Source organism: Microbacterium sp. LRZ72, assembly GCF_033792225.1.
GTDB lineage: Bacteria > Actinomycetota > Actinomycetes > Actinomycetales > Microbacteriaceae > Microbacterium.
In genome coordinates, this window is sequence record NZ_JANGEX010000008.1 from 131,212 (window position 1) to 139,667 (window position 8,456).

The window sequence follows — 8,456 nt, forward strand, 5'->3', positions numbered from 1 at the left end:
GAGAAACGATGCCCGACGCCCCGAACACGCGTGCCCGCTACCGGCGCATCCTGCGGTTCGCGGGCCGCTACCTGCTGCAGACGTGGTGGTACGAGGTTCTCCTGCCCCGATTCGGGCTGACCCGGCTCGCCGAGCGCACCCGCAGCCGGCGGATGCGGCGCTTCGCTCGCAAATTCCACGTGCTCGCCGTCGACCTCGGCGGGCTCATGATCAAGGTCGGGCAGTTCATGTCGTCGCGCCTCGACGTGCTGCCGCCCGAGATCACCAAGGAGCTCGAGGGTCTGCAGGACGAGGTGCCGCCCGTGCCGTTCGAGGGCATCCGCGCCGTCGCCGAGGCCGAGCTGGGCATGTCGCTCGAGCGCGCCTACGCCTCGTTCGAGCAGGCACCGGTGGCGGCGGCATCCCTCGGTCAGGCGCACCGCGCGCGACTCGCGCCCATGGACGCGCAGGACACCGGGCTGGATGCCGTGGTCGTCAAGGTGCAGCGCCCCGGCATCCAGGCGATCGTCGACGTCGACCTGGCCGCGCTGCGGCGGGTGGGCCGCTGGCTCAGCCGGGTGCGACTGGTCGCGAGCCGCGTCGACATGCCCGCCCTCGTGGAGGAGTTCGCCTACACGAGCCTGGAGGAGATCGACTACCTGCACGAGGCGGCGAACGCCGGGCGCTTCGCGGAGGACTTCGCCGGCGACGACCGCGTCGCGGTGCCCGACGTGGTGTGGGAGCGGTCGACCCGGCGGGTGCTGACGCTCGCCGACGTCACCGCGATCAAGATCAACGACCGCGAGGGGCTGCGGGCCGCCGGCATCGACCCGGCGCAGGTGGCGACGCGCTTCGCGGCCGTGATGTTCGAACAGCTTTTCGAGCACGGGTTCTTCCACGCCGACCCGCATCCGGGCAACGTGTTCGTCACGCCCCTGCCGGGTCACGGTCGGGATGAGGCGACGGATGCCGGGGGCCCGGCGTGGCGCTTCACCTTCATCGACTTCGGGATGATGGGCGAGGTTCCCGCCGGCCTGCGCCGGGGCCTGCGGCAGGTGCTGATCGCCGTCGCCTCGCAGGACGGGAAGGGCCTGGTCGCGGCGATCCGCGACGTCGGGGTGCTGCTGCCCTCGGCCGACACCGGCGAGCTCGAACGGGCGATGACCCAGCTGTTCGCCCGGTTCGGCGGCATGGGGTTCGCGGAGCTGGCGCAGGTGGATCCGCGGGAGTTCCGCGACTTCGCGATCGAGTTCGGCGACGTCGTGCGTTCGCTGCCGTTCCAGCTGCCCGAGAACTTCCTCCTGATCGTGCGCGCGATGTCGCTGACCTCGGGCGTGTGCAGCGGGCTCAACCCGGCGTACAACGTGTGGGACTCGGTGGAGCCGTACGCTGCCCGACTGCTGCGCGACGAGCGAGGCAACGTCGTGCAGGCGTTCGGCTCGGAGGCGCTGACGGTCGCCGGGATCGCCGCGCGGCTGCCGCGTCGCTTCGACGAGTTCTTGAATCGTGTCGACGACGGGACCGTCGCCGTCGACACGCCGCGGCTGGACCGGCGCATCGCGCGTCTCGAGCGCACCGCGCGGCGCGTGGTCTCGGGCATCCTGTTCGCGGGGCTGCTCGTGGGGGGAGCGGTGCTGCGGCTCGATGACGTCGTGCTCGGGTCGGTGCTGATGGCTTCGTCTGCGGTGCCGCTGCTGCACGCGGTCTTCGCCGGATTGGTCTCGCGCGCCGGCCACCGATAGATGCCCGCGTCACTAGGCTGGCGCCGTGGAACCGCTGACGCTCGTCATTGTCGTCGCCGCCGTCACGTGCGTGCTCTGCTGGGTGCTGTCGCTCGTGACGAGGGACACCTCGTGGGTCGATCGGATCTGGTCGATCGTGCCGGTCGTGTACGTCTGGATCTTTGCCGGCGCGGCGCTCGCCGAAGGCAGGGATGCGGCGCGCCTCGTGATGATGGCGGTGCTCGTGACCGCGTGGGGCGCCCGCCTGACCTTCAACTTCGCCCGCAGGGGCGGCTACACCGGCATGGAGGACTACCGGTGGGCCGTGCTGCGCGCACGGATGAAGCCGTGGCAGTTCCAGCTGTTCAACCTGTTCTTCATCGTGCTGTACCAGAACGCGCTGCTCGTGCTGATCACGCTGCCCGCCCAGATCGCCTGGCGGTACGACGCCCCGATCACGGCGTGGGATGCGGCCTTCGCGATCCTCTTCGTCGCGCTGTTGATCGGCGAGACCGTGGCCGACCAGCAGCAGTGGAACTTCCACCGCGCCAAGGCCCGCGCCGGCGGGCGGCTCGGCGAGGGCTTCTTCACCGAAGGCCTGTTCCGCCTCAGCCGGCATCCGAACTTCTTCTTCGAGCAGTCCCAGTGGTGGGTGTTCTACGCGATCGGCGCGACCGCGGCGGTGGCATCAGGGGTGGGCTTCTGGGGTGGCGCGCTCAACGGGACGATCGCCGGTGCGGCGCTGCTGACCCTGCTCTTCATCGGCTCGACGATGTTCACCGAGGCGATCTCGTCGTCGAAGTACCCCGCGTACGCCGAGTATCAGCGGACGACATCGATGCTCGTTCCGTGGCCGCCGCGCCGGCCCGCGAGGGAGAAGGCGCCCCGCACCGTCTGAGCCGACTACTCCTCGGTGCGCAGGTCGGTCGGGCCGTCGTCGCGCGTCGGTGACGCGCCGCCTGCCGGGTCGTCCTCCGGGGCGAGGTCGCCCTGGCCCTCGTCGCCGAGGTCCGCCTCGACCGGGTCGTCACCCTGGGAATCGGGAGTGTCGCGGTCGATCGCGTGCGCGTCCACGGCCGGGATCTCCTCGTCGGGCACCCCGCTGACGTCGCGCTCGAGCGGCTCGACGTTCTCTTCAGGCCTGTCGTTCGGGTCGATCGTGGAATCGTTGCTCATGTGTGTCTCCCTTCGTTGCCTTCAGCCTGGGGTGGATGCCGCGGGCACGATACCCGGTTGATCTCGAACGGGGGAAGGGATAGGGACGCGAATTGCGGCATCCCTAGACTCGCCGTGTACGCGATCCGCCGGGCGGTGCGCTGAACCGCTGCCGCGCCCGGCCCCACGGAAGGAGCAGGCATGCAGCTGGGAATGGTGGGACTGGGACGGATGGGCGCGAACATCGTGCGCCGCCTCATGGCCGACGGGCACGAGTGCGTCGTGTACGACGTGAACGCGGATGCCGCCGCAGAGCTGGCCGAGGAGGGTGCCACCGCCGCGACCGACCTGGCCGACCTCGCCCTGAAGCTCGAGGCGCCGCGGGTGGTGTGGCTGATGGTGCCGGCTGGACTCACGGGACAGGTCGCGGACGACGTCTCGGCCGAGCTGGAGGCCGGTGACATCGTCATCGACGGGGGAAACTCGAACTACCGCGACGACGTGCGACGATCGGCGGGGCTGAAGCAGCGCGGCATCCACTATGTCGACGCGGGGACGAGCGGCGGCGTGTTCGGGCGCGAGCGCGGCTACTGCCTGATGGTGGGCGGCGATGACGAAGCCGTCGCGCACATCGACCCGCTGCTGCGCACGATCGCGCCCGGCGCCATCGACATCGAGCGCACGCCCGGTCGCACCGGCGACTACGCCCCCGAGGAACTCGGGTACCTGCACTGCGGGCCGAGCGGCGCGGGACACTTCGTCAAGATGGTGCACAACGGCATCGAGTACGGCATCATGGCGGCGCTCGCCGAGGGACTGAACGTGCTGCACAATGCCGATGCCGGGTCGCGCGAGGCGGAGCACTCGGCCGAGATCGCGCCCTTGGAGGAGCCCGAGTTCTACAAGTTCGACATCGACACGGCGAAGGTCACCGAGCTGTGGCGGCGCGGGTCGGTGATCTCGTCGTGGCTGCTGGATCTGACCGCCGCCGCGCTGCAGGACAACCCGGCGCTGAACGGGCTTGCCGGCCGGGTGTCGGACTCGGGGGAGGGGCGCTGGACGGTGAAGGCCGCCGTCGATACGGGCGTGCCGGTGCCGGTGCTTGCGGCGTCGCTGTTCGACCGGTTCGCCTCGCGCGGTGACGATCACTTCGCCAATCAGGTGCTGTCGGCCATGCGGCTGCAGTTCGGCGGACACCAGGAGCTGCCCGCCGGCGCCGAGCTCGAGGCCGGGGAGCACGACCAGGAGGCGTGATATTCGGCGCCGCAGCGCGTGGGCCGTTCAGCCGACGCACTTTGCGGGTGCATGGACGGTGGACCCGCAAAGTGCGTCGGATGAGCGCACGAGGGCGGCGTGGATGCTGCGCGCGCATTGGTTCATCTGTCGCATTCCGCTGGTGCCGCGGCATCCGACCCGCGATGTGTGACAGGTGAACGAGAACGCTCGCTCAGCGGCACTCGGTCCACACGGGTGGTGTGATCATGAGCAGGGGATCGGCTGAAAGCTTCGACCCTTGTCATCGATCATTCCGGTGCCGTTGTAGTTGCGGCATCCGGTATAGGTACTTCCTCCGCCGCCTCCAGAGTTGCGGCTGTTCGAGTCGGAGTCCCCGCTCCTCGGGGCGGAATCCCGTTCTGCCTGTCTGGCGGCTTCTTCCCGGGCGGCTTTCTCCTGCGCTGCGGCCTCTTCGGCGGCGCGCTCGGCCGCTCTCTCCTCGTCTGCCTTCGCTTCGGCATGGCGCTCTTCGGCCACATCACCATGTGTGGCTGCCGTCTGCTGTGCTTCGCGGACGCGTTCGATGTACGGCGTCATGCGATCGGGGCCGAGCCAGTCGAACTCACCCAGATCGGCGACGGCAGAGTCGCCGGCCTCGCTGACCGCCAGCGCCGTCGCCGCGATCGTGGCGAGGGCGGCGGAATCTTCCGGAAGCGAGTCTGCGACGGCCGAGGTCGATTCGCTCTCGTATGTCGAAATTATCGATCCAGGCGTACAAGCGATGTCCGTTCCGAATGCGCCCCGCTTGTCGTTTTCCGCCGCGATCGACGCATCCCGGACACGGTCATGGAATCTCGAGTTCGCGCCGACCACCAACGGCCCGCCAAGGCCGGCCTGAGCCAGCTCAGCGTTGACGAGCTCGCCGTCAGCGTTCTCAACGCCGGCGAGCAGTCGCCCGTAGTTGTCACGACGCTCGACGTCATAGATGACCGTGACGCGGCTGCCTGCCGGAAGAAGTCGCTCCATCTCGGCGGTAGCTTCGGGGCCGAGACACTCTGACACCCTGCTCGCCTTGTTGTTCTCGGGCGCGTCGACGTTCAAGAGACGTACGCGTTCGACGGTGTCGCCGATCTGAATGTCGACGGTGTCGCCGTCCACGACGTCGACGACGCTGCCGTCGTCTGCGTAGCTCGGTGTGGCGCCGACTCCGAGACTGACAACGCTGACCATCACGGCGATGAGAGCTCCTGCGACGATTGTCGTGGTGCGTGGCCGGTGGCGGTAGGTGCGTGCGATCCACCACTGCCTCGGATTCGCTCGTTGCCGCGTGGGAACGGCCTCGCCTGTCCACGAGAGGCGTTCAGGTTTCGGGATGCCGCGAGCGACAAGTTGCCGGTAGTAGGTTCGGTGCTCGGCGGGTGTCATCTCGCGGGGGCGCGTAGCCCGACGCACAATCCACAGCAGGATGACCAGGCCGAGACTTGTGACGGCTACGGTGGTTGCCGCTTGAGCGACCGGGCCGCCGCCAAGCGCCGGAGGGGCGGAGAGGCGGTCAGAGTGGGCCTGCGCGTAACGCGCGACGATGACGCCAACGCTGCCGACGCTGAGCAATGTGAGGTAGGTGCCGAGGCGCGACTGCGTTCGGTTCCTTGACACGAATTCGCCCCTTCCCCGCACCCCTGGTCGTCGATTGCCCCAGGCTGCTACCGGCCGGAAGCGCCCCGAACGACCAGAGCCAGGCTACAGCGGGCCAGTGGCGTCATTGGACTCGAGCCGGCCACGACGGTGCAGGGCGGAACTCGGCGCGGGGGTCGGCGACGCGTCATTCGGCCGACCCACTTTGCGGGTGCGTGCGGTGGACCCGCAATGTGCGTCGGATGAGCGCACGTGGGTGGCGCTGATGCTGGTCGCGCATTGGTTCGGCTGTCGCAGATTGCTGGTGCCGCGGCATCCGACCCTCGATGTGTGACAGCGGAGCACGCGAGACTGGGCGGGTGGGCGTGTCGATGCCTCGCGCCGAGCGGTGTGCGTCGACGTCGGCGGCACCGGGTACCGTTCGTGAGGGGCCCGGGGGAGACGGACGGAAGCATGGCGAAGTATCAGCGCGCGCGGCGGCGACGCAGGCAGCCACGGGTGAAGGGCATCGTGGTGCTGATCGCGGCGCTCGTGGCCGCGGGGTTCGTCGCGGTGCCGCTCTGGACGGATCTGACCCGAACCCGGGCGTGTCGCCGACCGCCGAGCCCGCGGCATCCGCTCCCGCGCCCGGCACCGCCCCCGACGCGGCCGCCGCGCTCGACGCGCTCGCCGAGCTCGAGACGGTGGACGGCCAGTCGATCGCGCGGTACTACCGCGAGTCGTTCGGGCAGGCCTGGTACGACCAGGACCGCAACGGGTGCGACACGCGCAACGACATCCTGGGGCGCGACCTCGACGACGCGGTCTTCAAGGCCGACACCGGCGGGTGCAAGGTGCTCGCGGGCACGCTCGAGGACCCGTACACGGGCGAGGTCGTGCAGTTCGTCTCGGGCCCCGACACGTCGGCTCGCGTGCAGATCGACCACATGGTCGCCCTGTCGTGGGCATGGCGGCACGGCGCGGAGTTCTGGACCGACGAGCAGCGCACCGCCTTCGCCAACGACCCCGACAACCTGCGGGCGACGGCGGGCGGCGTCAACCAGTCCAAGAGCGATTCGGGTCCGAGCGAGTGGATGCCGCCGGCCGAGGCCGTGCGCTGCGACTACGCCCGTGACGTGGTCGCGGTGCTCGCGGAGTGGGAGCTCGGGATCGGCGATGCCGACCGGTGGGCGCTGGAGGGGGTGCTGGTGGGGTGCGGGTGAGCGGCGCAGTCCCGCGGCGGAGTGTGCTTCGGAGGCAAAACGACGTAGCTGCAGCGCGGCCTACGCCTCGATCGTGGCAGATGGCCGTCAGGTCGAGTGAGCGCTCAGAGGGACAGATGCACTCGTAGCGCTTCGTCGACGTTGCCGAGCAGTTCGCCGTCGACCCATCCCGCTACCGCGCTGACGCGGGTCACCGCCACACTGCGCACTTGCTCAGCCTGGGCTTTGCAGTCGCGCGGCAAGCCGGTCTGCGATGCGACGAGGAGCGCCTGGAACTCGTGGACCACGCGCACGTTCGAGGTAAGTGGTACCACTGTGATCACGCCACGGTCATTCAACGACGCCGCGCGGTTCGCGGTGTTGTTGCTGACCACCACCGCGGGTCGTGTCTTCGCTGCCTCGGATCCGACCGCAGGGTCCAGGTTGATCAGCACGATGTGGCCGCGCCGAATGAGCGCTCGATGCTCGCTCACGCGACATCGATGTCGCGAACGGATGCTGCGTCCCAGCCGTCCTCGTCCCACTCACGGAACGCTTCGGCGTAGGCATCTGCCAAGCGGCTCTCCCGCAACAGCCGCACGGCGGCTTGTACGGCGGCGGAACGGCTGGCGTAGGCCCCCGAGCGCGCCTCTTCATCCAGGAAGGCGATATCCGTGTCGCTCAGGCTCAGGCTGACCTTCGAAGTAGGCATGCGGTCATGCTACCGAGGTAGCATCCATTCTGCTACCGAACGGTGTCTGGCATTCTGAGTGCGTGACTGAGCCCGATGATCTGCTCGCGGTGCTGGTGGGTGCCAACAACGTCGCTCCCAGCCGGATTCCCGCGATCCTCAACGAGATCGCCCAGTACGGCGTGGCGTCCGTGAAACGCATGTACGACGACTGGGCCAAGCCGAACCTTCGGGGGTGGAAGGACGCCGCGGGAGAGCACGTCATTCAGCCCATCCAGCAGTTCGACAACACGACGGGCAAGAACGCCACCGACAGCGCACTGATCATCGATGCTATGGATCTGCTCTACACGGGACGTTTCCGCGGGTTCTGCATCATTTCACCCGCCTGGCTTCGCGGATCCGCGAGCAGGGAGTCACGGTCTACGGTTTCGGCGAACGAAAGACGCCGGGGTCCTTCCGGAATGCGTGCGATCGCTTCACCTACGTCGACGTCCTCGAATCCCCCGCAGCAGACGACGCGCCGGCGGCGACGAGGGTGAAGGTTCCCGCTGCGACCCTGCAGAAGGATGCCGTACTGGCCACCCTTCTGCGCTCGAGCGTCGATGCGGCATCAGCGGAAGACGGGTGGGCGAATCTGAGCACCGCGGGTCAACTCGTGCGAAAGCAGCAACCGGACTTCGACTCGCGAAACTGGGGGTATGCCAAGTTCACCGACCTGTTGAAGGCCGTGGACATCTTCGTGATCGAGACCGGGTCGGGCGTGGGACGCGTGCGCTTGCGCTGACGGTGCGACGTGCACCTAGTAGTACTTGGTTAGGTGGGTCCGGCGCGTTGGCAGTAGGGGCAGCAGCTGAGGAGGCGGGTGACCGCGGTTTG

9 protein-coding genes and 1 pseudogene are annotated in these 8,456 nt (G+C 68.8%); 6 read left to right on the forward strand and 4 right to left on the reverse strand.

Annotated elements, in window-relative coordinates:
- Positions 1 to 8 precede the first annotated feature (8 nt).
- Both M4I32_RS10430 and M4I32_RS10435 read left to right on the forward strand, forming a co-directional pair.
- On the forward strand, positions 9 to 1,721 hold the full coding sequence (locus M4I32_RS10430; RefSeq protein WP_319034433.1) for an ABC1 kinase family protein: 1,713 nt from the start codon (positions 9 to 11) through the stop codon (positions 1,719 to 1,721).
- Positions 1,722 to 1,746: 25 nt separating this feature from the next.
- Complete coding sequence (locus M4I32_RS10435; RefSeq protein WP_319034434.1) at positions 1,747 to 2,598, forward strand: DUF1295 domain-containing protein; 852 nt, start codon at positions 1,747 to 1,749, stop codon at positions 2,596 to 2,598.
- A gap of 5 nt (positions 2,599 to 2,603) precedes the next feature.
- Here M4I32_RS10435 and M4I32_RS10440 read toward each other — a convergent pair whose 3' ends face one another.
- Positions 2,604 to 2,876 (reverse strand): hypothetical protein, encoded by a 273-nt coding sequence (locus tag M4I32_RS10440; RefSeq protein ID WP_319034435.1) that lies wholly within the window; start codon positions 2,874 to 2,876, stop codon positions 2,604 to 2,606.
- Between the two features lie 180 nt (positions 2,877 to 3,056).
- Here M4I32_RS10440 and gnd point away from each other — a divergent pair, with 180 nt between their 5' ends.
- On the forward strand, positions 3,057 to 4,109 hold the full coding sequence (gene gnd / locus M4I32_RS10445; RefSeq protein ID WP_319034436.1) for a phosphogluconate dehydrogenase (NAD(+)-dependent, decarboxylating): 1,053 nt from the start codon (positions 3,057 to 3,059) through the stop codon (positions 4,107 to 4,109).
- 225 nt (positions 4,110 to 4,334) lie between these two features.
- Here gnd and M4I32_RS10450 read toward each other — a convergent pair whose 3' ends face one another.
- The gene (locus M4I32_RS10450; RefSeq protein WP_319034437.1) at positions 4,335 to 5,681 is read right to left on the reverse strand and encodes a thermonuclease family protein; all 1,347 of its coding nucleotides are present in this window, start codon (positions 5,679 to 5,681) and stop codon (positions 4,335 to 4,337) included.
- A gap of 611 nt (positions 5,682 to 6,292) precedes the next feature.
- Between M4I32_RS10450 and M4I32_RS10455 the strand changes: the two genes are divergently transcribed.
- Positions 6,293 to 6,907 carry an HNH endonuclease family protein gene (locus M4I32_RS10455; RefSeq protein WP_319034438.1) on the forward strand — a complete coding sequence of 205 codons (615 nt, stop codon included), beginning with the start codon at positions 6,293 to 6,295 and terminating at the stop codon, positions 6,905 to 6,907.
- Positions 6,908 to 7,011: 104 nt separating this feature from the next.
- Here M4I32_RS10455 and M4I32_RS10460 read toward each other — a convergent pair whose 3' ends face one another.
- Both M4I32_RS10460 and M4I32_RS10465 read right to left on the reverse strand, forming a co-directional pair.
- The gene (locus tag M4I32_RS10460) at positions 7,012 to 7,380 is read right to left on the reverse strand and encodes a type II toxin-antitoxin system PemK/MazF family toxin (RefSeq protein ID WP_319034439.1); all 369 of its coding nucleotides are present in this window, start codon (positions 7,378 to 7,380) and stop codon (positions 7,012 to 7,014) included.
- Entirely contained in the window at positions 7,377 to 7,598 is a 222-nt protein-coding gene (locus M4I32_RS10465) for a ribbon-helix-helix domain-containing protein (RefSeq protein WP_319034440.1), read from the reverse strand. The genes M4I32_RS10460 and M4I32_RS10465 overlap by 4 nt, the downstream gene beginning before the upstream one ends.
- A 95-nt stretch (positions 7,599 to 7,693) precedes the next feature.
- On the opposite strand from M4I32_RS10465, the pseudogene M4I32_RS10470 reads away from it, so the two are divergent.
- Positions 7,694 to 8,007, forward strand: a pseudogene (locus tag M4I32_RS10470) (NYN domain-containing protein); the annotation flags it as partial.
- A gap of 108 nt (positions 8,008 to 8,115) precedes the next feature.
- Positions 8,116 to 8,364: an OST-HTH/LOTUS domain-containing protein gene (locus tag M4I32_RS10475; RefSeq protein WP_319034442.1), complete on the forward strand. Its 249-nt coding sequence runs from the start codon at positions 8,116 to 8,118 to the stop codon at positions 8,362 to 8,364.
- The last annotated feature ends 92 nt before the right edge of the window (positions 8,365 to 8,456 follow it).

Bases quoted from the DNA above. Each gene is read 5' to 3' on its own strand.
- M4I32_RS10430 (WP_319034433.1), top strand. From the start codon at position 9: ATGCCCGACGCCCCGAACACGCGTGCCCGCTACCGGCGCATCCTGCGG.
- M4I32_RS10440 (WP_319034435.1), bottom strand. From the start codon at position 2,876: ATGAGCAACGATTCCACGATCGACCCGAACGACAGGCCTGAAGAGAAC.
- gnd (WP_319034436.1), top strand. From the start codon at position 3,057: ATGCAGCTGGGAATGGTGGGACTGGGACGGATGGGCGCGAACATCGTG.
- M4I32_RS10465 (WP_319034440.1), bottom strand. From the start codon at position 7,598: ATGCCTACTTCGAAGGTCAGCCTGAGCCTGAGCGACACGGATATCGCC.